Annotated in this window: 25 protein-coding genes; 14 read left to right on the forward strand and 11 right to left on the reverse strand. The window is 66.7% G+C overall.

The window, feature by feature from the left end:
- The first annotated feature begins 23 nt into the window (after positions 1-23).
- Positions 24-635, forward strand: a complete 612-nt coding sequence (locus ACOI2T_RS26945) for a TetR/AcrR family transcriptional regulator (protein ID WP_409504494.1) — start codon at positions 24-26, stop codon at positions 633-635.
- On the opposite strand, the gene ACOI2T_RS26950 is transcribed toward ACOI2T_RS26945, so the two are convergent.
- The 4 genes from ACOI2T_RS26950 to ACOI2T_RS26965 form a co-directional block, all read right to left on the reverse strand.
- Positions 598-2,136 carry an FAD-binding protein gene (locus ACOI2T_RS26950; RefSeq protein WP_409504495.1) on the reverse strand — a complete coding sequence of 513 codons (1,539 nt, stop codon included), beginning with the start codon at positions 2,134-2,136 and terminating at the stop codon, positions 598-600. The two genes, ACOI2T_RS26945 and ACOI2T_RS26950, sit on opposite strands and share 38 nt — an antisense overlap.
- Positions 2,133-3,797 carry a steroid-22-oyl-CoA synthetase gene (gene casI / locus ACOI2T_RS26955; protein WP_409504496.1) on the reverse strand — a complete coding sequence of 555 codons (1,665 nt, stop codon included), beginning with the start codon at positions 3,795-3,797 and terminating at the stop codon, positions 2,133-2,135. Before casI ends, ACOI2T_RS26950 begins: the two co-directional genes overlap by 4 nt.
- Positions 3,794-4,351, reverse strand: a complete 558-nt coding sequence (locus ACOI2T_RS26960) for a nuclear transport factor 2 family protein (protein WP_409504497.1) — start codon at positions 4,349-4,351, stop codon at positions 3,794-3,796. The genes casI and ACOI2T_RS26960 overlap by 4 nt, the downstream gene beginning before the upstream one ends.
- 117 nt (positions 4,352-4,468) lie before the next feature.
- Positions 4,469-5,596, reverse strand: a complete 1,128-nt coding sequence (locus tag ACOI2T_RS26965) for a PucR family transcriptional regulator (protein WP_409504498.1) — start codon at positions 5,594-5,596, stop codon at positions 4,469-4,471.
- Between the two features lie 116 nt (positions 5,597-5,712).
- On the opposite strand from ACOI2T_RS26965, the gene ACOI2T_RS26970 reads away from it, so the two are divergent.
- The 5 genes from ACOI2T_RS26970 (at position 5,713) to ACOI2T_RS26990 (ending at position 9,269) form a co-directional block, all read left to right on the forward strand.
- The gene (locus tag ACOI2T_RS26970; protein WP_067843428.1) at positions 5,713-7,341 is read left to right on the forward strand and encodes an acyl-CoA carboxylase subunit beta; all 1,629 of its coding nucleotides are present in this window, start codon (positions 5,713-5,715) and stop codon (positions 7,339-7,341) included.
- 23 nt (positions 7,342-7,364) lie between these two features.
- Complete coding sequence (locus tag ACOI2T_RS26975; protein WP_409504499.1) at positions 7,365-7,652, forward strand: acyl-CoA carboxylase subunit epsilon; 288 nt, start codon at positions 7,365-7,367, stop codon at positions 7,650-7,652.
- A 4-nt stretch (positions 7,653-7,656) separates the two neighbouring features.
- Complete coding sequence (locus tag ACOI2T_RS26980) at positions 7,657-8,292, forward strand: Maf family protein (RefSeq protein WP_409504500.1); 636 nt, start codon at positions 7,657-7,659, stop codon at positions 8,290-8,292.
- Positions 8,293-8,461: 169 nt separating this feature from the next.
- Positions 8,462-8,935: a hypothetical protein gene (locus tag ACOI2T_RS26985; RefSeq protein ID WP_409504501.1), complete on the forward strand. Its 474-nt coding sequence runs from the start codon at positions 8,462-8,464 to the stop codon at positions 8,933-8,935.
- Between the two features lie 124 nt (positions 8,936-9,059).
- The gene (locus ACOI2T_RS26990; RefSeq protein ID WP_067843771.1) at positions 9,060-9,269 is read left to right on the forward strand and encodes a hypothetical protein; all 210 of its coding nucleotides are present in this window, start codon (positions 9,060-9,062) and stop codon (positions 9,267-9,269) included.
- Between the two features lies 1 nt (position 9,270).
- Here ACOI2T_RS26990 and ACOI2T_RS26995 read toward each other — a convergent pair whose 3' ends face one another.
- The gene (locus ACOI2T_RS26995) at positions 9,271-10,011 is read right to left on the reverse strand and encodes a DUF6199 family natural product biosynthesis protein (protein WP_409504502.1); all 741 of its coding nucleotides are present in this window, start codon (positions 10,009-10,011) and stop codon (positions 9,271-9,273) included.
- 70 nt (positions 10,012-10,081) lie between these two features.
- On the opposite strand from ACOI2T_RS26995, the gene ACOI2T_RS27000 reads away from it, so the two are divergent.
- From ACOI2T_RS27000 to ACOI2T_RS27025, 6 genes are all read left to right on the forward strand, one after another.
- A complete protein-coding gene (locus ACOI2T_RS27000; protein ID WP_067843769.1) occupies positions 10,082-10,969 on the forward strand; it encodes a sulfurtransferase in 888 nt (295 codons plus the stop codon).
- 2 nt (positions 10,970-10,971) lie between these two features.
- Positions 10,972-11,382: a SufE family protein gene (locus ACOI2T_RS27005; protein WP_067843412.1), complete on the forward strand. Its 411-nt coding sequence runs from the start codon at positions 10,972-10,974 to the stop codon at positions 11,380-11,382.
- 263 nt (positions 11,383-11,645) lie between these two features.
- On the forward strand, positions 11,646-13,445 hold the full coding sequence (locus ACOI2T_RS27010; RefSeq protein WP_085147049.1) for an acetyl-CoA carboxylase biotin carboxylase subunit: 1,800 nt from the start codon (positions 11,646-11,648) through the stop codon (positions 13,443-13,445).
- Between the two features lie 499 nt (positions 13,446-13,944).
- On the forward strand, positions 13,945-15,471 hold the full coding sequence (locus ACOI2T_RS27015; RefSeq protein ID WP_409504503.1) for a PE-PPE domain-containing protein: 1,527 nt from the start codon (positions 13,945-13,947) through the stop codon (positions 15,469-15,471).
- A gap of 102 nt (positions 15,472-15,573) precedes the next feature.
- A complete protein-coding gene (locus tag ACOI2T_RS27020; RefSeq protein WP_409504504.1) occupies positions 15,574-16,560 on the forward strand; it encodes a malate dehydrogenase in 987 nt (328 codons plus the stop codon).
- A 2-nt stretch (positions 16,561-16,562) separates the two neighbouring features.
- Positions 16,563-16,919 carry a hypothetical protein gene (locus tag ACOI2T_RS27025; RefSeq protein ID WP_067843402.1) on the forward strand — a complete coding sequence of 119 codons (357 nt, stop codon included), beginning with the start codon at positions 16,563-16,565 and terminating at the stop codon, positions 16,917-16,919.
- Here the strand turns inward: ACOI2T_RS27025 and ACOI2T_RS27030 are convergent.
- A complete protein-coding gene (locus tag ACOI2T_RS27030) occupies positions 16,909-17,451 on the reverse strand; it encodes a nucleotidyltransferase family protein (RefSeq protein WP_409504505.1) in 543 nt (180 codons plus the stop codon). The genes ACOI2T_RS27025 and ACOI2T_RS27030 overlap by 11 nt on opposite strands.
- Before the next feature lie 265 nt (positions 17,452-17,716).
- Between ACOI2T_RS27030 and ACOI2T_RS27035 the strand changes: the two genes are divergently transcribed.
- Positions 17,717-18,139 carry an STAS domain-containing protein gene (locus tag ACOI2T_RS27035; RefSeq protein ID WP_409504506.1) on the forward strand — a complete coding sequence of 141 codons (423 nt, stop codon included), beginning with the start codon at positions 17,717-17,719 and terminating at the stop codon, positions 18,137-18,139.
- On the opposite strand, the gene ACOI2T_RS27040 is transcribed toward ACOI2T_RS27035, so the two are convergent.
- The 4 genes from ACOI2T_RS27040 to ACOI2T_RS27055 all read right to left on the reverse strand — a co-directional run bounded on the left by ACOI2T_RS27040 (position 18,110) and on the right by ACOI2T_RS27055 (position 20,143).
- Positions 18,110-18,832, reverse strand: a complete 723-nt coding sequence (locus ACOI2T_RS27040) for an RNA polymerase sigma factor SigF (RefSeq protein WP_234790711.1) — start codon at positions 18,830-18,832, stop codon at positions 18,110-18,112. The two genes, ACOI2T_RS27035 and ACOI2T_RS27040, sit on opposite strands and share 30 nt — an antisense overlap.
- A gap of 26 nt (positions 18,833-18,858) precedes the next feature.
- Entirely contained in the window at positions 18,859-19,293 is a 435-nt protein-coding gene (locus ACOI2T_RS27045; RefSeq protein ID WP_067843389.1) for an ATP-binding protein, read from the reverse strand.
- Positions 19,294-19,396: 103 nt separating this feature from the next.
- Complete coding sequence (locus tag ACOI2T_RS27050; protein WP_409504507.1) at positions 19,397-19,816, reverse strand: ChaB family protein; 420 nt, start codon at positions 19,814-19,816, stop codon at positions 19,397-19,399.
- A gap of 78 nt (positions 19,817-19,894) precedes the next feature.
- Complete coding sequence (locus tag ACOI2T_RS27055; RefSeq protein ID WP_131807503.1) at positions 19,895-20,143, reverse strand: hypothetical protein; 249 nt, start codon at positions 20,141-20,143, stop codon at positions 19,895-19,897.
- A gap of 7 nt (positions 20,144-20,150) precedes the next feature.
- Here ACOI2T_RS27055 and ACOI2T_RS27060 point away from each other — a divergent pair, with 7 nt between their 5' ends.
- Positions 20,151-20,696 (forward strand): DUF6328 family protein, encoded by a 546-nt coding sequence (locus ACOI2T_RS27060; RefSeq protein WP_067843384.1) that lies wholly within the window; start codon positions 20,151-20,153, stop codon positions 20,694-20,696.
- Here ACOI2T_RS27060 and ACOI2T_RS27065 read toward each other — a convergent pair.
- Positions 20,664-21,650, reverse strand: coding sequence for an LLM class F420-dependent oxidoreductase (locus tag ACOI2T_RS27065; RefSeq protein ID WP_409504508.1), 987 nt, complete (start codon positions 21,648-21,650; stop codon positions 20,664-20,666). The genes ACOI2T_RS27060 and ACOI2T_RS27065 overlap by 33 nt on opposite strands.
- Between the last annotated feature and the right edge of the window lie 31 nt (positions 21,651-21,681).

Raw genomic sequence — 21,681 nt, forward strand, 5'->3', positions numbered from 1 at the left:
CCCGGCTCGTATCATTGCTGTCCGTGACCCGTGGATCCCGCGCGAAGGCCGAGCTCCTCGACGCGGCCGAGCGACTCATCGCCGAGCACGGATACGACGTGCCGCTGCGTGAGATCGCCCTTGCCGCAGGGCAACGCAACAACTCCGCGGTCAACTACCACTTCCGCAATCGACAAGAGCTCGTCGACGCGGTCGTGGCCCGCCGGCTGCTGCCGATGGAGATCGAGCGGGAACAGATGTTGAGCGAGCTCGGCGACAGCGAAAGCGCCGATGTCCACGCGTTGCTACGAGTCCTGGTCCTACCGCTGGTGAACGTCGAGGCAACGCATTACGCACGGTTTCTCGACGTCGTGCGACCCCGATTGCCCGCCGAACCGCAGCGTGCCGGCGAGTCGGCGTGGCCGCGGGTGCTCGACGCGCTGTCGCACGCCGTACCGACGTCCGACCGCCGGCTTCAGCATCGCCGGGTCAGTGCGGTCGCGACCGCGATGTTCGCACTCATCGCCGAACGCGAGCGCCAGTCGCAGGACGCCGACCGAACTCCCGAGGATCCCGAGGAGATCGTCGGGATGCTCGCGGCCATGCTGACCGCACCCCTCATCGCGCCAGCAAGTCCTTCACCGCGAGGTGGCTGAACAGCATGCTGGTGCCGATCGGGTTTCCGCCACCCGGATAAGCGGTTCCGCTCGGCGCGGCCATGGTGTTGCCCGCCGCGTACAACCCGTCGATCACCGTGCCCGACGTGTCGAGCACCCGGGCGGCCGTATCGGTGCGCAATCCGCCTTTGGTGCCGAGATCGGAGATCCCGAACGCGGCGGCATGGAACGGCGCCTTCTCGATGGCGACGAGCGGTGAGGCGCCGCCCGAGAACGCCCGATCGTAGGCCTCGTCACCGCGGCCGAACTCCGCGTCGACGCCGGTGGCGGCGAATTCGTTGAACCTGGACACGGTCTCGTGCAGGTTGTCGGCGGGAACGCCGATCTTGGCCGCGAGCTCGGCAAGGGTGTCGGCGCTGTGCCACAAGCCGGCATCGACATAGCGCTGCGGTTCCACCATCGAGACGTTGGTGGCTTTGACGGGCGGTACCAGGCCGTCCCGATCGTCGTAGATCATCCAGTACGGCAACGTCATCGAGCCGTCGGCGAGCCGCGGCAGGATCGCCCGGCCGATCCGGTCGTAGGCGGCCGACTCGTTGACGAAGCGTTGCCCGTTCTGGTCGACGAAGATGCCGCCGGTGAACCACAGCGCGAAGGCCGACCGCCCGTCCGGGTGGGTGAGGCCCGGCGACCACCAGGCTTGGTCCATGAGGTCGACGTCGGCGCCAATGGCGATCGCGGCCTCGTGCGCCTTCCCCAGGTTGCCCCACGGCCCCATCGTGTCTGCGACATCGCCGGGCACGCCATAGCGTTGCCGCATCGCGGCATTGCCTTCGAACCCACCGGTCGCCAGCAGCACGCCACGGCGCGCCTGGATGGCCCTGCGGCGCCCCTTCGACTCGACGACGGCACCGGTGACCCGGGCGCCGTCACGCACGAGTTCGACCACGGCGGTGTCGAGTTGCAGCGAGGCGTCGGGGTACTGCTCGATGGCTTTGAGGAACCGGGCGATCAAGGCCCGCCCACCGACGAAGTAGTCGTCGGGTTGTTCGGCGCCGAGCCGGTCGGCGTCCAGCGGGCCGCGCACGAGCTCACGCAAATGTGGAGCCTTGGCCACCGCCAGCGGCCGCGCGGCGATATGGCGCTGCCCGTCGGCGCGGGCCTTGGGCGCCTTGCCGAAATAGTCCGGCCACGGCAGCGCGGAGAATTTCAGGTTGGCGTCGGCCTCCAGGTATTCGATGAGCGGGGCGCCGCCCCGTACGTAGGTCTCCTGCAGCTCGCGTGGCGTGCGGTCACCGACCACGGCGTGGTAGTACTCCAGCGCGTCGTTGATGGTGTCGTCGGCACCGGCCCGCAGCAGCACGGGGTTGCAGGGGAACCACACCCCGCCGCCGCCGGAATACGCTGTGGTGCCGCCGAATTTGTCGGTCGCCTCGACCAGGACGACGTTCAGCCCTTCCCGTGCCGCGGTGTAGGCGCCGGTGACGCCACCACCGCCCGAGCCGGCGACCAGCACGTCACATACTTCATCCCAATTCATTTGGCCCACGTCATCACGTAGCGCTGCCTCCCATGGCGGGCGAACTCCTCGTCCAACGAACGCTTCTCATCGTCATCCATCGCCCGATACACCGGCGCCCCACGTCCCACCCACCGGTACACGAGGTCGTCGGTATGCCAACGCTGTTGCTGCAGTTCGCGTTTGAGCACCTTGTTGGACCCGGTGACCGGCAAGTTGCGTGATACCCGCAGGAACCGCGGCACTCCCTTGGCGCCGAGATCGTCTTGGGCGGCCAGGTACGCGGCGAACACACCGGCGTCGAAGCCGTCCGGGTCGGCGACCTCGATCGCCGCCATCACCTGGTCCCCCGACCGGGGATCGGGAACGGCATACACACCGGCCGCGATCACGGCGGGGTGGCGGCGCAGCACGCGCTCGATCGTCAGCGCCGAGGTGTTCTCGCCGTCCACCCGGATCCAGTCACCGCGCCGGCCGGCGAAGTAGATGAATCCGTCGGCGTCGAGGTAGCCCAGATCACCGGTCCAGTACCAGCCATGGCGGATCAGTTCGGCGTTGGCCTCGTCGTTGTTGTAGTAGCCCTCGAAGGTGCGGGTTCCGAACTTGTCGACGATCTCCCCGACCGCATCGTCGGGGTTGAGCACCCGGCCATGCTCGTCGAAAACCGCTGGCGCACAGTCACGCGACGTATCCGGATCCACGATCGCGACACCGGCGTGGGCCGGCCGCCCCAATGCTCCGGCCGGTGCGTCCGGCGCAAGCGCCACCGCGCCACCGCCCTCGCTGGAGCCGTAGCCCTCGAACAGCTCCGCGCCGAACCGGCGGCGGAACTCGGCCTGATCCTCTGGGGAGGCCTCGGTGCCGAATCCACGCTCGAGCGGATTGTCCGCATCGTCTGGCCGCTCCGGGGTGGCCATCAGGTAAGCGAGCGCCTTGCCCACGTAGGTGAAGAACGTCGCGCCGAAGTACCGCACGTCGTCCAGGAATCCCGAAGCCGAGAACGACGGGGTCAGACACACCGTCGCGCCGACCGACAGGGCCGGCGCCCACAGCGCCATGATCGCGTTGCCGTGGAACAGCGGCATGCAGCAGTACTCGACATCCTGTCGGCGATGACCGAACTTCTCGGTGGCGGCGTGCGCGATCCGGGCCAGCCGGCCCTGACTGCACTTGACCGCCTTCGACGCACCCGTTGTCCCGGACGTGAACAGGAGCAGCATCAGGGTGTCCGCGCCGATCCCGGACGCGCGCATCGGCGCACCCCGGTGCGCGTCGAGCAGCGACACATACTCGGGCGAGTCGACCACCAGGAACCGGTCCGGCGCGAGCCCGAGGTCGAGGTCGCGCAGTCGGGCAGCGCCCGCGGTGTCGGTGACGATCAATTGGCAATCGGCATGGCGGATTTCGGCCGTCAGCTCGCCCGCACCCCGGGTCGGGTTGATACCGACCACGGTCGCGCCGACGAGTGCGGCACCGCCCAGCCAGAACACGAAGTCCGGGACGTTCTCCAACAGCACGCCGATGTGGAAGGGGCCGTCGCGGCGCAGCGATCGGGCCAGCGCGCCACGGGCCGCCGACTCGTGCACCACCGCGTCCCACGTCCAGTCCTGCCCGCGCGTGCGCAGACCCAGCCGGTCGTCACCGACCCGGTCGAGCAGCATCTCGGCGATTGAATCGGTCATCGGGCGGTGGCGTGCACGAGGTCGATATAGGCCTGCGGCAGTTGCTCGCGAGACAACTTGGTCACACTCACCACCCCAGGACAGTACGAGTCTTCACCCAGCACCAAACCATTCGCGTCGATCGGCCACAACAGCAATGGACGAAACACCACAAGATAATCACCGGTCTCGTCGTCGACGGGAACCCCGATCGCGGCCGCCGCGGCACCGGGATATATCTGCTTGAGAAAGCCTTCGGTGACCAGGCAGTGATCGTCGACGACGAGCCGGGTTATCTCGAACTCCAGAATGTTGGTGCGGCCCGCGACGAAAGCCTCGTAATAACGACGTACACCCGGCTTGGTCTTGGGCCCGATGTCCTCGGTGCCAGAACTCCAGAAGTGGTATTCGGGCGCGGGTGCCAGGGTGGCCATCAACCGACCCAGGTCGGGCACGGTCTCGGCCTTCATGTGTTCGATGACGGTGCTCAGCACCACCCGGTGCCGCTCGTTTGTCGTTGCGGCCAGCCGCTTTTCGAGCGGTTGCCACGTGCGGGTGGGATCGATGACGGCCATGGCGGCCTCCCTGTCTGTGCATTGGTTCGGGCTGCACGGCAATCGTCACCGAATGCCGTCGCCGGATCACCCGCCGCGCGTCGCGCGATGGCGCCGATCGAGCCGACGCCTGTCGGGTCATTCGGTGAGCTCGGCCGACGACAGCGCGATGCGCCGAACCATGAGAACCAAGGTGGCCAGGAAGCGGTCCATCGGATCGTCGAGGTCCCAGTCCATTTGATCCGACAGGTGCGCGAGGCGGGCCGCGACTGTGCTGTGGTGCACGTGGAGCTCGGCGGCAGTGCGCCGCAGTGAGCCGAACACGAAGAACGCCTCTGCCGTCTGCACTTCGAGCGCCCCGGCCGGAGTGGCGGCGATCTCGTTGATCCGGGCGACATCCCGGTTACCCCGCACTCCGTCGAGCGGTAGCTCGGCCAGCAGTTCCAGCGCGCTCAGCCGCTCGTATGCCACGGCGCGTCTGCCGTAGCCGGTCGAGGATGCGAACCGCAGGGCCCGCAACGCCTGCTGCCACGACGCCGGAGCGGCGAACACATTGCAGCCCGACCCGATGCCGACCCAGGGACCCCGGTCGGCCTGCGCGGCCATCGGCGCCGGGAACGCGGCGACGATCTCGGCTTCCAGCCCGTCGGCGAGTTCGCGGGTGTCGCACCCGCCCTGGCACACCACGGCGGTGGTGTTGCCGATGCGCGCGGTACGGATCGATTGGCCGGGAAGTTGCGTGGCGATGATCTGCAATGCCTCGGGCGGCGACGTCGCCGACACCGCGAGCACCCGTACCGGTCGGTTCTCGTCGAGGCCGAGCAGCCGGATGGCGCGAGCCCGCTCTTCCCGCTGAGCCGTGGGCGACAGCGCCACCTCGAGCAACGCGGGATCGTCGATCCGCAACGAAAACGCCGCGTCGGAGAGCATCGTCCCGGCGCGCAGGGCATGCCGAAGCCGATCGAGTAGCACCCAGTCCAGCGGCGTCGCATCACCCCGGCGATCCAGCCAGACCTCGGGTTCGTCGGATACCGCCACTGCCGCGGCCTCGCAGCCCCGCACCGACCCGCCCGCCGGGCCACAGCGAACCACCGTTCCGGACGCCCAGCGCGCGCCGACGCCGCATCCGGCGACGGCAGCGGCCACCTCGATCACCCGCTCCGAGCTGGCGCGTGATTCGACGAGTTCGTCGAACACCGCGGCGATCCGCAGCACCGAGTCGGCGTCGAACGCGAGCTCCGAGATCCGTATCAGACCCGCGTCCACCGGCCGAGACTAGTCGGATACGCCGAACCGGTACCGCAGGTTTCGACAAAGTCACCACGCCGGTGACACGCACCTCTCTTAGACCTGTCTTATGTATGCGGATACCATCGTCACCCATGACGAGCGTTACCGAGCCGTCCGCCGAGCATCAGGTGGACATCCACACCACTGCAGGCAAACTGGCCGATCTCAAGAGGCGGGCCGAGGAGACGCTGCATCCCGTCGGCGAGGCCGCCGTGGAGAAGGTCCACGCGAAAGGCAAGCTGACCGCCCGCGAGCGGATCTACGCGCTGCTCGACGAGGGTTCGTTCGTCGAACTCGACGCGCTCGCCCGCCACCGCAGCAAGAACTTCGGGCTCGAAGCCAACCGTCCGCTGGGCGACGGCGTGGTGACCGGCTACGGCACCATAGACGGCCGCGACGTCTGCATCTTCAGCCAGGACGCCTCGGTGTTCGGCGGCAGCCTCGGCGAGGTCTACGGCGAGAAGATCGTCAAGGTGCAGGAGCTGGCCATCAAGACCGGCCGTCCCCTGATCGGCATCAACGACGGCGCAGGCGCCCGCATCCAGGAGGGTGTGGTTTCGCTGGGCCTCTACAGCCAGATCTTCCGCAACAACATCCTCGCCTCGGGCGTCATCCCCCAGATCTCGCTGATCATGGGCGCCGCGGCCGGTGGCCACGTCTACTCCCCCGCGCTGACCGACTTCATCGTCATGGTCGATCAGACCAGCCAGATGTTCATCACCGGCCCCGACGTCATCAAGACCGTCACCGGCGAGGACGTCACCATGGAGGAGCTGGGCGGCGCCCACACCCATGAGTCGAAGTCGGGAACCGCGCACTACGTCGCCTCCGGCGAGCAGGATGCCTTCGACTACGTCCGCGACCTGCTGAGCTACCTGCCTCCCAACAACTACGCCGAGCCGCCGCACTACCCGGTGCCGCCGGCCGAGGGCGCCATCGAGGACAACCTCACCGAGGAGGACCTCGAGCTCGACACGCTGATCCCGGACTCGCCGAACCAGCCGTACGACATGCACGAGGTCATCTCGCGCATCCTCGACGACGACGAGTTCCTGGAGATCCAGGCCGGCTACGCCCAGAACATCATCATCGGGTTCGGCCGCATCGAGGGTCGCCCGGTCGGCATCGTGGCCAACCAGCCCACCCAGTTCGCCGGTTGCCTCGACATCAACGCCTCGGAAAAGGCCGCCCGGTTCGTCCGGACCTGCGACTGCTTCAACATCCCGATCGTGATGCTCGTCGACGTGCCGGGCTTCCTGCCGGGCACCGACCAGGAGTACAACGGCATCATCCGCCGCGGCGCCAAGCTGCTCTACGCCTACGGCGAGGCCACGGTCGCGAAGATCACCGTCATCACCCGCAAGGCCTACGGCGGCGCGTACTGCGTCATGGGTTCCAAGGACATGGGCTGCGACGTCAACGTCGCGTGGCCGACGGCGCAGATCGCGGTCATGGGTGCCTCTGGCGCGGTCGGCTTCGTGTACCGCTCTGAGCTCAAAGAGGCCGCCAAGAAGGGCGAAGACGTCGACGCCCTCCGATTGGAGCTGCAGCAGACCTACGAGGACACCCTGGTCAACCCCTACATCGCGGCCGAGCGCGGCTACGTCGACGCGGTCATCCCGCCGTCGCACACCCGCGGCTACGTCGCGACCGCCCTGCGGCTGCTGGAGCGCAAGATCGTGCAGACGCCGCCGAAGAAGCACGGGAACATTCCACTGTGAGCGGGGCGAACGATTCAGCCACTGTGAGCGGGGCGAACGATTCAGCCACTGTGAGCGACAACGAGGCGACCGTGCCCGAAACAGACGGCGCGAAAGAAGACCACGAAGCCCACATCAAGGTGGTTCGGGGTGAGCCGACCGCCGAGGAGATGGCCGCATTGATGGCTGTCCTCGGTGCCGCCGGCGGCGGCGCCGTCGAGCCGGGCACCCGCGAGCGCAACCTGTGGGGCCACCCGGTCGACAAGCTGCGCTACGCGTTGTTCAGCTGGCAGCGGGTGACACTGCTGGAACGCACCCACATGCGGCGCTAGGCCGATGACCCGGGTCGTCCTGGGCTCGGCTTCCTCGGGCCGGCTTGGCGTGCTGCGCCAAGCCGGCATCGATCCGCTCGTCATCGTGTCCGACGTCGACGAGGACGCAATCATCGCGGCACGCCGGGGCGCGCCGCCGGCCGATGTCGTCACGGCGTTGGCGACAGCAAAAGCCGACGCAGTCGTGGCACGGGTGCCCGATTCGATCGCTGCCGACGCAGTCGTGGTCGGTTGCGATTCGATGCTGCTGCTGGACGGTCGGCTGTGCGGCAAGCCCGGCTCGCCCGACGCGGCTCAGCGCCAGTGGCAGACGATGGCCGGGCGCTCCGGCGACCTGTACACCGGCCATTGCGTGATCCGCCTGCGCGACGGGGACGTCGTCGGCCGGGCCGCCGAATCAGCAAGCACTACAGTTCATTTCAGCGATCCGACGCCGGGTGATCTGACCGCCTATGTGGAGTCCGGCGAACCCCTTTGGGTGGCAGGCGCCTTCACCCTCGACGGTCTCGGCGGATGGTTCGTCGACGGCATCGAAGGTGACCCGTCCAACGTGATCGGGCTGAGCCTGCCGTTGCTGCGACGGCTGCTGAATGAGCTCGGCCTGTCGATCGCCGACCTGTGGTCAGCGAATCGGGGCTGACTTCGCTGATTTTCTAACCCGTTGAGAATCAGCAAATTTCACAACGATCGCGCCGCTGTCCGCAAAATCGCGGCAGACCCCCCACGAGCGCGCCATCTCGCGAAACCCTCTACTATCCAAGCGAATACGGCGTTCACGCCGATCTTCGATCCGAGGGGGATTAATGAGATTGCTCGTCCGCACCCTGTGTGCCATCGCCGGCTCCGTCATGCTGATGGCCTTCTTGGGCACGGGTACGGGAGCAGCCAAGGATCCCCTGGTTGGGATGACCTACGCCGATGCCGCCGCGAAGATCGGTGAGTGGAAAGCAGAACCGGTGATCTCGACGGTGATCGGCGGCATTCTCGCCACCGACGACTGCATCGTGACCAATTGGCAGCGAGCAGGTTTCCTGGACTCAAGCGGCAAGAAGCGCGGCGGCACCATCCTGGTGAACCTGAACTGCAACGACAAAGTCGCCTCGGCCGGTAAGCCCGGTAATTCCGTGGCGACGGCAGAAGGCAAGGCCGTCAAGGCAGTTCGCGACCGCGCCAAGTTCTTCAACGACAATCCCGACTGGTGCGAGAAGAACGACAGGAACATGTCGATCTGCGCGACGTTCTGCTCACGCAATGAAGGTTTGTGCACGGTCGATTACAGCTAGCGCTCGGTATCCCCGGGTGGCAGTGACCAAATTGCAACAATGTTGAGCGACGGCGCGCCGGTGTCAAAGGTCCGGTTTGCCGCTGGTGCGGGCCGACACTGGGCCAATGCCGGTCGAAGAAACCATGTGGGATGTACGCGTGGAACGCGACATCGAAAGCTATGACCTGGAGCGGCTGCGCGCCGCCTTCGCCGATGTCATCGCCAAGCGGCTCGCACCGGGCAAGCGCCTGCTGCGTGTGGTCACCTGGTGTCAGGACGGCGGTTCACTGTTCCGCACCAAAACCGGACCGCGCCGCTACGCCGTCGCATACGAGGTGGCGTTCACCGCGTAGCTCACCGACGCGGAGGTTCGTCGAGTTTCGGCACCGGGTTGCCGGGCCCCGCGGGCACCAGAATCGTCCCGTGTGCGTCGACGATCGGTGAGTCGGTGATCAGCCCCGTCCCCGGGTCGACGGAAATGACTTGCGATTTCATCTCGTTGCCCTGCGTCAGATCGCGGGTGGTGCACTTGTCTGAAGCCGCGCTGTCCACCTGAGGCACATCGGGTTCCCAGCTCAGATTGGCCTGCACCGGCGCCGGATTGACGCCGTTGCGCACGTACCGACTGACGTGCGTGACGCACTGGTAGCGACCCTTGGGGCCATGCATGAAGTCTTTGAAGCCGGCGGGAAACGCGTTGGGCGGTTGCAGGTAGAACACCTCGTACCCAACGTGCGGCGAACCGGGACGCGGCCTTTCCACGTAACCGATGATCGGAAGCGCGCCGCGATGCTCGGGTTCCGGCGGGTCATAGGCGGCGACGGCCCGCTCCCACTCTTCTTTCTTCTGCTGTTCGGCTTCGGCCGCCTTCCGGTCGCTCTCCGTCGACCAGGCCAGGACCGCCAAGATGATCGCGGCGGCGATCACCCCGACGCCGCCGAGAGCCTGCATCGCGTAGCCGGCCTCGCTGGGTTCGTTGGCCTCGGGGTTCTTGTACTTCCACGATTCGAGGGCCCACCAGATCTTGCGCGGCCGCAGCAGCAGGTACAGGCCGATCGGTATGCCGATGACCAGACAGAGGATCGCGACGCCCATGGACGGATCGTAAGGGCACCCAGCAACCTGCCGAATCAGCAATTTCCCAGCTCGCGGTACGCTCATGGTTGTGCCGCTGCCTGCAGACCCCAGCCCCACTCTCACCGACTACGCCCACCCGGAACGCCTGGTCACCGCCGACTGGTTGGCCAGCAATCTGGGCAGGCCCGGACTGGCCATCGTCGAGTCCGACGAAGACGTCCTGCTCTACGACACCGGCCACATCCCCGGCGCGGTGAAGATCGACTGGCACACCGACCTCAACGATCCGCACGTCCGGGATTACATCAACGGCGAACAGTTCGCCGAGCTGATGGACCGCAAGGGCATCGGCCGCGACGACACGGTCGTGATCTACGGCGACAAGAGCAACTGGTGGGCCGCGTACGCCCTGTGGGTGTTCACCCTGTTCGGCCACCCCGACGTGCGGTTGCTCGACGGCGGCCGCGACCTGTGGGTCTCGCATGGCCGCGACACCACCCTCGACGTGCCCACCAGGCAGACGAGCGGCTATCCGGTGGTCGAGCGTGACGACGCGCCGATCCGCGCGTTCAAGGAAGACGTGCTCGGGATCCTCGGTAAGCAGCCGCTGATCGACGTCCGGTCCCCGCAGGAATACACGGGCGAACGCACCCACATGCCGGACTACCCGGAGGAAGGCGCACTGCGCGGCGGCCACATCCCCACCGCCAAGTCGATCCCGTGGGCGAAGGCCGCCAAGGACAGCGGCCAGTTCCGCAGCCGCGCCGAGCTCGAGGAGCTTTACGGCTTCCTCAAGCCGGACGACAAGACCGTGGTGTACTGCCGCATCGGCGAGCGTTCGAGCCACACGTGGTTCGTCCTCACTCATCTGCTGGGTCTACCCGGCGTGCGTAACTACGACGGCTCCTGGACCGAGTGGGGCAACGCCGTGCGCGTTCCCGTCGCGGTCGGGCCCGATCCGGGTTCGGCGCCGTGAGCATGCCGGCCGCTCTGGCGGAGGTGGTTTCGGACTTCCAGGAAGTGGCCGGCCAGGACAAGCTGCAATTGCTGCTGGAGTTCGCCAACGACCTGCCGCCGCTGCCCGCTCATCTCGAAGAGGCGGCGATGGAGCCGGTGCCCGAATGCCAGTCGCCGTTGTTCCTCGACGTCGACGCATCCGACCGCGACCAGGTCCGGTTGTACTTCAGCGCGCCCGCCGAGGCCCCGACCACCCGGGGTTTCGCGGCGATACTCGCGACGGGGCTCGACGGCCAGTCCGCCGACGACATCCTCGCGGTGCCCGACGACTTCTACACCGACCTGGGCCTTGCCGCGCTCATCAGCCCGCTGCGGCTGCGTGGGATGTCGGCCATGCTCGCGCGGATCAAGCGGCGCCTGCGCGCGGGTTGATCCGCGCGGCAACACACCGAAGGCCAACGATGAAGATCGGCTCACCAACGGACGCAACTGTAACGGCGTCGGGCGAGCGGCACCGCCGCAATTTCCGCAGGCCAGCGACGTATCTGCGGCCGAAAACGCACGCGGTCAACAACTTCCGGCGCACCTTACCCGCGAGTAACCGACACCGGCTGGGTGAGGCTCCAGGTGCGCCGCATAAACTGCCCGCGATAGATTCTTAAAGACGTTTCTTAGAGAACTGCCGAGGAGGCACCGTGGCCAACCACGCCAGCTCAAAGATCTCCAAGGTGCTGGTCGCCAATCGCGGGGAGATCGCGGTTCGGGTGATCCGCGCCGCCAAGGACGCCGGACTGGCCAGCGTGGCCGTGTACGCCGAGCCCGATGCCGACGCGCCGCACGTGCGGCTCGCTGACGAAGCCTTCGCGCTCGGCGGCCAGACTTCCGCCGAGTCCTACCTGGTCTTCGAGAAGATCCTGGACGCCGCCGAGAAGTCGGGCGCCAACGCCATCCACCCCGGATACGGCTTCCTGTCGGAGAATGCCGACTTCGCGCAGGCCGTGCTCGACGCCGGGCTGATCTGGATCGGCCCGAGCCCGCAGTCGATCCGCGACCTGGGTGACAAGGTCACCGCACGCCACATCGCCGCGCGTGCCAAGGCCCCGCTGGTGCCGGGCACCCCGGACCCGGTCAAGGACGCCGACGAGGTCGTCGCGTTCGCCAAGGAGTACGGCGTGCCGGTCGCGATCAAGGCCGCGTTCGGCGGCGGCGGGCGCGGCATGAAGGTGGCCCGCACCCTCGAAGAGATCCCCGAGCTCTACGAGTCGGCGGTCCGTGAGGCCGTCGCCGCGTTCGGCCGCGGCGAGTGCTTCGTCGAGCGTTACCTCGACAAGCCGCGCCACGTCGAGGCCCAGGTCATCGCCGACACGCACGGCAACGTCGTCGTCGCGGGCACCCGTGACTGCTCGCTGCAGCGCCGCTTCCAGAAGCTGGTCGAGGAGGCCCCGGCGCCGTTCCTCACCGACGCGCAGCGCAAGGAGATCCACGAGTCCGCCAAGCGGATCTGCAAGGAAGCCGGTTACTACGGTGCGGGCACCGTCGAGTACCTGGTGGGCCAGGACGGCCTGATCTCGTTCCTCGAGGTCAACACCCGTCTGCAGGTCGAGCACCCGGTGACCGAGGAGACCTCGGGCATCGACCTGGTGCGCCAGCAGTTCAAGATCGCCAATGGCGAGGCACTGGACATCACCGAAGACCCGACCCCGCGTGGCCACTCCTTCGAGTTCCGCATCAACGGCGAGGACGCGGGCCGCGGCTTCCTGCCCGCCCCCGGTCCGGTGACCAAGTACGAGACCCCGACCGGCCCGGGCGTGCGCCTGGATTCCGGTGTGGAGGCAGGCTCGGTCATCGGCGGCCAGTTCGACTCGATGCTGGCCAAGCTGATCGTCACCGGCGCCACCCGCGACGAGGCGCTGGAGCGCTCGCGGCGCGCGCTTGCCGAATTCAACGTCGAGGGCCTGGCCACCGTCATCCCGTTCCACCGCGCGGTGGTCTCCGACCCGGCGTTCATCGGCAACGGTGAGAGCTTCGACGTGCACACCCGGTGGATCGAGACCGAGTGGAACAACACCGTCGAGCCGTTCACCGGTGGCGACCCGATCGAAGAAGAGGACACCGTTCCGCGCCAGACCGTTGTGGTCGAGGTCGGCGGCCGCCGGCTCGAGGTGTCGCTGCCCGGCGACCTCGCGCTCGGTGGCGGCGGCGGTGCCGCGGCTCCCGGTGTCATCCGCAAGAAGCCCAAGCCCCGCAAGCGCGGTGGCGCAGGTGGCGCGGCCGCGTCGGGTGACTCGGTGACGGCGCCGATGCAGGGCACCGTGGTCAAGGTCGCCGTCGAGGAGGGCCAGCAGGTCTCCGCCGGTGATCTGGTTGTGGTGCTGGAGGCCATGAAGATGGAGAATCCGGTCACCGCGCACAAGGACGGCACCATCACCGGCCTGGCAGTCGAGGCGGGTGCGGCCATCACGCAGGGCACCGTGATCGCCGAGATCAAGGACTGACACCAGCCATAGGCACGAGGCTGTAGTTATCGCGCACTCGCGATGACTACAGCCTCGTTGCTTTTGTGTGGGCCGCCGCCGTTTTCGACACGACGGTCGTTGCGCGCGGTAAATCGGCGGCAGTGAGGCCGGAATCGGCGCACCGACTTTCGTTGCTCCGAATGCCGCCGGCCGACGCGGCGCCGCCGCGGTCACCTGACGAGAGCATAATCTTCGGGTGTCCGCGTCGCGCACGCTGCGGAAGTTATGGCAATGAAACGGGTTGCCCGATGCCGCTTTCTGCCATCGGGAGCAACGAGCCTGTCCGCAGGCAGCGAACAGACGAGACTTCTCCGCCGACCACCGGGCCAACTGGTTTGCGATCACCGGCGATTCGACGACCGAGCAGTCGTCTGCACCCGCCGAGTTTTTGCTGCCCGACATTCGAAGCGCGCGAATCATCTACTACTGCTACGGTTTTCGCTAACCGTGTGCAGATTGATTCGTGGGGGGAATCAGAATGGGCAAACGCAGCAAAGTCGCGCGTCCGATCGCAATTTCGTTGGCCGCGCTGTCAACCGCGGCCACCGTTGCCCTGTATCCGACCGTGCACATCGAAAGCCGCTTGCTGGCAAGGACATTGCTGGTGATGCCCGGCAACGACAACCCGAACGGCGACAACCTCGAATACGGGCTGAACAATTACTTCAATCCCACGGACCCCAACTACGGGTTTCCGGGATACGACATGGTGAAAGTGTCATGGATGTCCGACTCGTTCGACGACGATCCGGGTTACCAGGTATCCCAGGACGACGGTGTCGAAAAGCTCGACACCGCAATCACCAAGTACCTCAATGTCGATGACGGTGAGGAGGACTACATCGTCGCGGCAGGCTACTCCTCGAGCGCCAACGTCGTCATTCGCGAGATGAAGCATCTGGACAGCCTCGGCGAGGCCGCGCCGTCACCCGATCAGATCAAATTCATGGTGCTGGGAAGTCCGCACCGGCCCAACGGCGGGATTTTCGGCCGCTTTCCGGGTTTCAACCTGATGGGCATCCCGTTCGAGGAGACGAACCCGGACACTCAATACGAGCTGACCGACATCGGCTACGAGTACGACCCGATCTCCGATTTCCCGGCATATCCGCTCATGCCGCTGACGCTGCTGAATTCGCTGGCCGGATGGCAGCTTCTGCACATCTCCTATGGCGGTGTGGAATCCGACCTCGACAACGCGATCGACAACCCGAACATGACGTACTACGACGAGGAAAAGGGCATTCAGTACATCACCATCGCGGCACCACATCTGCCGCTGCTGATGCCCGCGTACATGGTTGCCGACGCCCTTCCGCCGTTGAAGCCCTTCATCGAGCCCGTGCTCAAGCTGATCGAGCCGACCCTCAAGGTGTTGGTGGATCTCGGCTACAACCGTGAAGTGCCCGTCGGCGAACATCTGCCGGCACAGTTGTTCCCGAAGCACGACCCGGCCAAGGTAGCTGCCGACCTCGCCGATGCCGTGGCCAAGGGCATCGCGGACGCCGTGGAGAGCATCACCGGCGTCAAGTCCGACACCGCCGACGGTGCGGACGACGCCGAGGAAACCGACACAGAAAAGGCCGACACCGAGAAGACCGACGCGGCGACGACGACCGAAGAAGAAGAAAAAGGCACCGCGGTAGACACGAAGCCCGCCAGCACCGCCAAGCCGACGACGAAGCCGCTGGCCAAGGTTTCGGAACGGATCCGCGACAGGATCGACTCCGTCGCGGCCGACCTCGGTCTCGATCTTGACCGCGAAAAGCAGGCCACCGAAACCGAATCCGAGGATGAGCCCGAGGCCGACACCAAAGAGGTCAGCAAGAAGCAAACCAAGAAGAAGGAATCCGACGCCGCCAAGGATTCCGATGACAAGCCGGCGAAGAAGCAGCAAGTCAAGTCTGACAAGAAGTCCGCGAAGAACTCCGAGACGGCCAAAGACGACAGCAAGGACGACAGCAAGGACGACAGCAAGGAGTCGGACAAGGCCGACGCCGCGTAACCCCGATCGCTACTGTGACATCAGTCTCGGCAGCCACCGCGACAATCCGCGGGCTGAAAGACTTGGTCCGGTAGCACGCACCGCAATCGGGGAGAACCAACGATGACTCGACCCCAGGTAGTCACTGTCACCGGCGCCGCCGGCCAGATCGGCTATGCCGCACTCTTCCGGATCGGGGCGGGCGCGTTGCTCGGCCGCGATGTGCCGGTGAAGCTTCGGCTCCTGGAATTGCCGTCGGCGTTGCGCGCCGTCGAGGGCGTGGTCATGGAACTCGTCGACAGTGCGCTCGACCTGCTCACCGACATCGAGATCCACGATGATCCCGTGCGTGCGTTCGACGGTGTGGACGTCGCACTGCTCATCGGTGCGAGGCCGCGCTCCAAGGGCATGGAACGCGCTGACCTGCTGGCCGCGAACGCCGCGATCTTCGCCGAGGCCGGCAAGGCGCTCAACGCCGGAGCGACCACCGATGTGCGGATCGTGGTGGTGGGAAACCCGGCCAACACCAATGCCCTGGTGGCATCCGCCCACGCGCCAGACATCCCGGCCGAACGGTTCACCGCCCTCACGCGGCTCGACCACAACCGCGCCGTCGCGGCGCTGGCGACCCATGCCGGCGCGCACGTCAGCGACGTGTCCCGGGTGACCGTGTGGGGCAACCACTCGCCCACCATGTACCCCGACATCTTCCACGCCGTGGTCGACGGCCGGCCGGGCGCCGAGTATGCGGCCGACACCGAATGGCTGACAACGGATTTCATCCCGACGGTCGCCAAGCGGGGTACCGCGATCATCGAGGCCCGCGGTACGTCGTCGGCAGCGTCGGCCGCCAACGCCGCCATCGACCATGTCCGGGACTGGGTCGACGGCACTGACCCCGACGACTGGACATCGGTTGCCCTGCCGTCCCCCGGCGCGTACGGGATCCCCGAGGGCGTGGTGGCCTCACTGCCCGTGCGAGCTGTCGACGGCGCATGGCAGATCGTCGAGGGCCTCGACGTCAACGAGTTCTCCCGGGCACGCATCGACGCGTCGGTCGCCGAGTTGCTCGACGAGCGTGCGGCCGTCGAACGACTCGGGCTGCTCTGAGCATGGAACCCGTCGAGATCAACGCCGGTTCATGGTATTTGCGCGCATTGCGCGATGACGATCTGATCGACGACCGGCCCGCGCTGGCCGATCTCGGGGAAACCGATCCGGACTACGTCACCCGCCGCGAAGCTCAATGGGCCTCGGACACTTACTACTCGTGGGCGGTGTGCGAACCCACCACCGGGGAGCTGCTCGCTGAGGTCACGCTGGACCCCGTCGCGGCCACCCTGCACAGCAGAGCGCGGGCGGGGCACGCCGACGCCGCGGCCATCGCCGAAGTGTCGGTGCGCCGGTTCGCGGGCGCGATGCTGGGACTGACGGTGCGTGACGACACGGACACCGCCGTCACGGACTGACGTCGACGTCGGCGCCCGTCGCGAGGTCGGTGCAGTCCACCGCGACCACATCGGTGCGGCCGCGCAGGAACGGCCGCGCACCCTCGTCACCGTGCAGCGACTCCAGCAACGCGGGCCAGTGCCTGCGCGCGATCGCCACGGGGTGCCCAGGCCGGCCGGCATACGTCGCCCGGGCCAGCCCCGATTCCGGTGCGGCAGCCAGGACCCGACGCACCACCTCGGGCCCCACATCAGGGGTGTCGACGAGATGCAGCACCGCAAGATCGGCGGTGCCTGCGGCCGATATCCCGGCGCGCAGCGACGCCGACAGCCCGTCCGCCCAGTCGGCGGCGACGACCGCGCGGGCGGGCGCGGGCACGTCGACGACGGCGGCGCCGAGCACGACCACGACGACGTCACAGCCGCCGCCGGACAGGGCATGCACAGCCGTCCTCAGCCACTCCCCCTGCGCGGCGCGCACTTTCGGCATCCCGAACCGCGTGCCTGCGCCCGCGGCGAGCACCACGCCTGCGACGGTGCTGATGTCCGACATGCGAACAGTGTGAACCGGTCCGATTCTCCGGTCATGCCGACCCCGCCGGACAGGTGGACATGTGCCACGGTCGACCGGTCTGACCTGCGGTTATGGGAATCCGCTGAAGTCGATTGTCGAGTGACCTTGATGGGCGTATGGTTCGAAACAGGTTGAGTTCACAGCCGCTGCGAGCGTCATCGACAAGCGGGCAGGAACTCCCCGCCTGCCGTAGATTGACGCGCGCATCAGTACGAATACACGTATTACGACTGATGGAGTCGCCATGACCGCATTCTCGCGGGCCGCGATGATCGACCGCACCGAGCGGTCCCCCGCAACCTTCGATACCCGTTGGCTGCCGCCGGCTACGGCGGTGATCACCGTACACGGCGAGATCGACGCCGCGAACGCCTCGGGCTTCACCGAGTACGCGATGTGCCACACCGCCCAGGCGAACGGTCTCGTTCTCGACTTGAGCGGTGTCGCCTTCTTCGGTACCGCGGGATTCTCCGCACTCAAGGCCGTCGAGACGCGCTGCTCGGTCGGCAAAGTCGACTGGATGCTGGTGCCGAGTGATGCGGTCACCCGCCTGCTCCACATCTGCGACCCCGACGGCAAGCTGCGTCACAGCAGCACGGTCGCTGCGGCACTGACCGCGCTGCGCAACGAGGCGCAGCTACTGCAGTTGGTCACGAAGCCGCGCTAGCGACTTCGCGAGCAGCCGCGACACGTGCATCTGCGATATGCCGACCCGCTCGGCGATCTGCGTCTGCGTCATCGACTCGAAGAATCGCAGTAGCAGAACCGTGCGTTCCCGCTCGGGTAACGAGGCCAGAAGCGGCCGCAGCGACTCCCGGTTCTCGATCTGGTCCAGGCCCGCGTCCACGTCGCCCAACGTGTCGACGATCGCGGGCGCTTCCTCGTCGCCGCCGCCCCCGCTGTCGATCGACAGCGTGTTGTACGAGCTTCCGGCGATGAGCCCTTCCAGCACCTCGTCGCGGTCCATCCCGAGTTCCTCGGCGAGTTCGGACGCGGTGGGCGCACGCCCCAGCCGCTGCGACAGTTCCGCGGTGGCCGCACCGAGCCGCAGGTGCAGCTCTTTGAGTCGCCGCGGCACCTTCACCGACCAGCTGTTGTCCCGGAAGTGCCTGCGGACCTCGCCCATGATGGTCGGCACCGCGAAAGACACGAAATCCGATCCGGTTTCCACGTCGAACCGGTTCACCGCGTTGACCAGGCCGACCCTGGCCACCTGAACCAAATCCTCACGGGGTTCACCACGCCCGTCGAACCGCCGGGCGATGTGATCGGCCAGCGGTAGGCAGCGCTCGACGATCTTCTCCCGCTGGCGACCGTATTCCGGCGAGTCCTCGGCTGCGGCACCGAGTTCGCGGAACATGTCCAGAACGTCCGCGTATTCCGACGTCACCGCAGCAGGCTCGCTCGCCTTGTGGTCAGTGCGATCCCGAATACCCGGCCCTTGTCAGGCCCATCTCCGTCGGTGAAGGTGTGCACCTCGTCGGTCAGCGAACTCAGCACGTGCCAGCTGAAACTGCCCGGCTCGACGACCTCGCTGCCCATGCACGTGGTCGACGCGGAAATGACCACCTCGTCCTGGCGGGGATCGATCAGCAACGCCAGCGTCGATTCCGGCAACGCCGACCTGATCAACGCGGTGCACGCCTCATCGACCGCGAGCCGCAAGTCCGCGACCACGTCGAAGTCCAGGTCTTCGAACGTCGCGACGGCGGCGACCACCGTCCGGAGCACGGCGAGGTTTTCCAGCCTGGCCGCCACGCGTACTTCCATCGCCCGCTCACCGCGGGCGCGCGGTTGATGTTGGCCTGGTCCTTGGGCCATCTGACCTCCTGGAGTTTCTGATCGACAGTACCGTAGGCGCGATCGCGGGCTCACCACGCGGCTCCGGGTTTGCCCTGTTCACGACCGATCAGAACCCGGCGGCTCAACGGCCGGACCGCGTTTCGCGGCGGTTGGCCTTCTCGATGGCCCCGACGAGGTCACTCTTACTCATCGTGGACCGGCCTTTGATGTCGAGGCGCCGCGCGAGGTCCATCAGATGTTTTTTGCTGGCAGAGGCATCGACACCTTCAGCGGACTTTCCGGAGGCGTTGGGTCCACCGCTACGCGCCCGTGCGTCGGAAGGTCCGCGGTGATCCTTGGCTTCCCAGTGATCGCCGACCTTCTCATAGCTGTGCTTGAGCGCTGAGTAGGCAACGCGGTGGGCACGTTGGCCCTCACCGTACGACTCGACCGCCGAATCGTGCGCTTTGGCGAAAGTCCGTTGTGCCTTGGCCTCCGACTTCTGCAGGGTGCTCGGCAGTTCGTCTTTCTTCGCCTTGCCCTGCTTGGTTGTCTTCGGCACGGTCAACACTCCTCTCGTTGGGTCGATTCTGGGGATGCCCAGACGGCCGCCCCGGGAAACCCCGATTTCGGAGTCCGTTCAGCTCATCATCGGTGCCAGCATGATGAACGCGATTGCATACACCGCCACCGCCGCGAGGATCAGCGCCAGCGCGACGAGGCCGGCCGCGATGAGCAACCGTTTGAGGGTTTCCGACGTCGCACGTTCCATGTTCGGTGGAGTACCCACGATGCCTTCGGCCAACGCATCGGCCCACTTGACGGCCCACTTGACGCGGCTGGTCCGTGCGCTAAAGCCACGGCGTCGAAACCCGCGCGGTGCGATCATGAACACCATGGCTGCGGACCGTTTCGACGCAAACCAACGTTGGGACGAGGCCGCGCGACACGAGACGGAAGCCGAACGGCTGGATCGCAACTGGGCAAACCTGTTGCAGGAACTGCGCGTGGTGCAGACCGGCGTTCAGCTTCTCACCGGCCTTCTGTTGACGCTGCCGTTCCACGACGGTTTCGAGGAGGTCGACCACACCATGCGCATGGTGTACCTCGTGACCGTCGCCTGTTCGGTGGCGTCGACCGCACTGCTGATCGCACCGGTCGGCATGCATCGAATGTTGTTCCGCCGGCGCAGGCTCAATCTTCTGGTGTCCGGCGCACATCGCTGTGCCTATGCCGGTTTACTGCTCCTCGGCCTCACGATGGCCGGGGTCACCCAGCTGATATTCGACACCGTGGCCGGGCGCACCGCCGGGGTGATCGCCGCGGTGACCACATTGGTGATCTACCTGGGTTTCTGGCTCGTCCTGCCGCTGGCGATGCGCTCGGGTGAGCCGATGCCCGCCGACCCGTCACCGCGCGTCGGCGCGGAGCGCGGCAAGTAGCGGTTTGGCAGCCTCGTCGAGGAAGCGCTCCTGGCTGTCGCCGCCGATCTGGACCAGAGCGATGTCGGTGAAACCGGCCTGGCGGTATTCGTCGACGGCGGCGACGATGGCGTCGAGGTCGGGCCCGCACGGTATGGATGACGCGACGTCGTCGGGGCGCACGAACTGGGTCGCTCCCGCGAAACCGGCGGGCGTCGGGAGATCGGCGTTGACCGACCAGCCGCCGGCGAACCACCGGAACTGATCGTGCGCACGCTTCACCGCCGCATCCCGATCGGTGTCCCAGCACACCGGGATCTGGCCGATGACGCGACCTTCGGGCAGCACGCCGGTGGACTGTCGCAGGCTTCGCCACTCGTCGATGATCTTGCGGTCCGGCGCGACATTGATGAGGTGATCGGCTGCGACGGCGAGCTTCTCCACCGCCTTCTCGCCGGTCATCGAGACGCCGATGGTCAGCGGCTCGGCGGGCAGATCCCAGATCCGTGCGGAGTCGACCTCGAAGTACTCGCCCCGGAAATCGACGAGCTCACCGGTGAGCAGTTCCCGGATGATCTTGATCGCCTCGGCGAGCATGTCGAGACGGCGCTCGATCGTCGGCCAGCCCCGGCCGACGACGTGTTCGTTGAGGTTCTCGCCGCTGCCCAGCCCGAGGGTGAACCGACCGTCGGCCAAGATTTGCAGGGTCGCGGCCTGCTGGGCGACCACCGCCGGGTGGTACCTGATCGTCGGGCAGGTCACGTACGAGTACAACTGCACGGCTTCGGTGGCGTGGGCGACGGCGCCGAGCACCGGCCACGCGTTCGGCGCATGTCCTTGAGTGGCAAGCCACGGCGAGAAGTGATCGCTGCACACCTCGAAGTCGAATCCGACCTGCTCAGCCGAAACGGCATAGCGGACAAGATCTTTTGGCCCGCTCTGCTCGGTCATCAGGGTGTATCCGAATCTCGTCATATCGGACGGTTACCCGTGCAGGCGGCGACGA

It is taken from the genome of Mycolicibacterium wolinskyi str. Jessa 2025 (assembly GCF_049241375.1).
GTDB classification, from domain to species: domain Bacteria; phylum Actinomycetota; class Actinomycetes; order Mycobacteriales; family Mycobacteriaceae; genus Mycobacterium; species Mycobacterium wolinskyi.

What these genes read in the sequence shown, in the direction of transcription:
- ACOI2T_RS27025 (WP_067843402.1), top strand. Translation starts at nt 16,563, where the DNA reads ATGGAACCCGTCGAGATCAACGCCGGTTCATGGTATTTGCGCGCATTG.
- ACOI2T_RS27045 (WP_067843389.1), bottom strand. Translation starts at nt 19,293, where the DNA reads ATGGCCCAAGGACCAGGCCAACATCAACCGCGCGCCCGCGGTGAGCGG.
- ACOI2T_RS26990 (WP_067843771.1), top strand. Translation starts at nt 9,060, where the DNA reads ATGTGGGATGTACGCGTGGAACGCGACATCGAAAGCTATGACCTGGAG.
- ACOI2T_RS26960 (WP_409504497.1), bottom strand. Translation starts at nt 4,351, where the DNA reads ATGGCCGTCATCGATCCCACCCGCACGTGGCAACCGCTCGAAAAGCGG.
- ACOI2T_RS27040 (WP_234790711.1), bottom strand. Translation starts at nt 18,832, where the DNA reads ATGTTCCGCGAACTCGGTGCCGCAGCCGAGGACTCGCCGGAATACGGT.
- casI (WP_409504496.1), bottom strand. Translation starts at nt 3,797, where the DNA reads ATGACCGATTCAATCGCCGAGATGCTGCTCGACCGGGTCGGTGACGAC.
- ACOI2T_RS27005 (WP_067843412.1), top strand. Translation starts at nt 10,972, where the DNA reads ATGCCGGCCGCTCTGGCGGAGGTGGTTTCGGACTTCCAGGAAGTGGCC.
- ACOI2T_RS27055 (WP_131807503.1), bottom strand. Translation starts at nt 20,143, where the DNA reads ATGATCGCACCGCGCGGGTTTCGACGCCGTGGCTTTAGCGCACGGACC.
- ACOI2T_RS27060 (WP_067843384.1), top strand. Translation starts at nt 20,151, where the DNA reads ATGGCTGCGGACCGTTTCGACGCAAACCAACGTTGGGACGAGGCCGCG.
- ACOI2T_RS26950 (WP_409504495.1), bottom strand. Translation starts at nt 2,136, where the DNA reads ATGAATTGGGATGAAGTATGTGACGTGCTGGTCGCCGGCTCGGGCGGT.
- ACOI2T_RS27015 (WP_409504503.1), top strand. Translation starts at nt 13,945, where the DNA reads ATGGGCAAACGCAGCAAAGTCGCGCGTCCGATCGCAATTTCGTTGGCC.
- ACOI2T_RS27020 (WP_409504504.1), top strand. Translation starts at nt 15,574, where the DNA reads ATGACTCGACCCCAGGTAGTCACTGTCACCGGCGCCGCCGGCCAGATC.
- ACOI2T_RS26980 (WP_409504500.1), top strand. Translation starts at nt 7,657, where the DNA reads ATGACCCGGGTCGTCCTGGGCTCGGCTTCCTCGGGCCGGCTTGGCGTG.
- ACOI2T_RS27035 (WP_409504506.1), top strand. Translation starts at nt 17,717, where the DNA reads ATGACCGCATTCTCGCGGGCCGCGATGATCGACCGCACCGAGCGGTCC.
- ACOI2T_RS26995 (WP_409504502.1), bottom strand. Translation starts at nt 10,011, where the DNA reads ATGGGCGTCGCGATCCTCTGTCTGGTCATCGGCATACCGATCGGCCTG.
- ACOI2T_RS26970 (WP_067843428.1), top strand. Translation starts at nt 5,713, where the DNA reads ATGACGAGCGTTACCGAGCCGTCCGCCGAGCATCAGGTGGACATCCAC.
- ACOI2T_RS27030 (WP_409504505.1), bottom strand. Translation starts at nt 17,451, where the DNA reads ATGTCGGACATCAGCACCGTCGCAGGCGTGGTGCTCGCCGCGGGCGCA.
- ACOI2T_RS27065 (WP_409504508.1), bottom strand. Translation starts at nt 21,650, where the DNA reads ATGACGAGATTCGGATACACCCTGATGACCGAGCAGAGCGGGCCAAAA.